This window comes from Aquiflexum sp. (assembly GCF_977115555.1).
On the sequence record NZ_CDSBKL010000623.1, the window covers coordinates 1 to 1,586 of the forward strand.

A 1,586-nucleotide genomic window follows, 5' to 3' on the forward strand; every position below is an offset into this window, starting at 1 on the left:
TGAAAGCAAAATTACTTGAGAGAAGGAAGCCATTTGACAAATCCTTTATCTCTGCCATCCACAACTACCCCCATTTTCTCAATATATGGCATTACCATCCCGAGCTGGAACTGGTAATGATGACCAAAAGTACAGGAACGCGTTTTGTTGGCGACAGTATTCTGCCTTTTTCAGAAGGGGAGTTGGTTTTGATTGGAGAGAATATGCCTCATATGTGGCAAAATGACAAAGCTTATTTTGAAAAAGGCAGTGAATTGACAGCAGAATCTATCACTATTCACTTCAGAAAGGATTTTTCAGGAGAACCAATTCTTGATATTCCTGAGATGACTCAAATAAAAGCGCTCTTTGAAAGGGCTTCCCAAGGGATCCTCTTCGGCGGTGCTTTAAAAGCATCTGCAAAAGAGAAAATGCTCGCTATTCACCATTCGGAGGGCTTTCCTAGATGGATGAGATTGATGGAATTCCTTCAAGAACTAGCCGAGGAGGTTGATTTTAAGTATCTTTCCTCTAGGGGCTTCCAACATCCAAAAGAAAAAAACGGGGACAGTCGGATAGATAAAGTGTATTCTTTTACTTTTAATAATTTTCATAGAAACATCACGTTGGAAGAGGTAGCTGACATCGCAAACCTGAATCCAACAGCATTTTGTAGGTTTTTTAAGAAAAATACCAAGAAAAACTATTCTAAATTTCTGAATGAAATCCGGATCGGGTATGCCTGTAAAATGCTTTTGGAAGAGAAGATGAACATTTCTGAGATTGGGTATGAATCTGGGTTCAACAACCTTTCAAATTTTAATAGGCAGTTCAAGTCTTCAATGGGTTTTTCTCCTTCTGAATATCTCGCAAAACACCAAAGGTAATTAAAGTAAAACTTTAATTATTTAAAGTTAACTCATTGGCATATTATTTGATATGAAATATCTCCAAACTTTTATAATCCATTTAGCCATGAGTAAAAGAATAAGTTTCAATATTTTATTGATTTTCATTTGGATAGGTTCATGTATGCCAGGTTCGGAGACTGAAAATCTCAGTCCTGTATTTGAAGATTATATAGTACTCATGGCTTTAGATGAAAGCAGCATTGATAATGGCATTGGACCTAATGGTTTTTCAGAATCAGATGTCAATGATCAGATTGCCGCTGTGGGACAAAGATCTCAGCTTAAATATTTCAAAGAAAATGTAGGTAAAACAATTGACTTGTATACTGGCCAGGTGGGTAATGAAGGTTGGTTTGCATTGAAAAACATCCCCAATAGATGGGTTAATGCAGGCCCCACCGATAATGGTGCAATGAATTATTTGACTACCGGTCCGGGCTTAGGAGCTCCCAATATAGACGGTGACAGCGAAGTTCTTTTGAATGAAATTCCTCTTGTGACTCCCTTAAGGGCTGAAGGTATAGAAATGCTTAAAGGTATTAAAGTTTTGGCAGTGGTATATGACAGCGATATTAATGTCAATTATTCTCCTTTGGAGGGTAATCTTCAAGGTGCAAATCTTGGAATGGTGGCATTTGAGGTGATGGAAGTCAAGAAAAGAACTGAAGGAAACGACTTGGATTTACCGGTAGTCAC

The 1,586-nt window shown here is 37.8% G+C and carries 2 protein-coding genes; both read left to right on the forward strand.

Annotation, left to right across the window (positions count from 1 at the left end):
- A partial coding sequence (locus tag ACZFYI_RS20190) for an AraC family transcriptional regulator (protein ID WP_462525918.1) occupies positions 1-866 on the forward strand: 866 nt, incomplete at its 5' end.
- An 88-nt stretch (positions 867-954) separates the two neighbouring features.
- Positions 955-1,586: hypothetical protein (locus ACZFYI_RS20195; protein ID WP_462525919.1), on the forward strand; the 632-nt coding region annotated here is incomplete at its 3' end.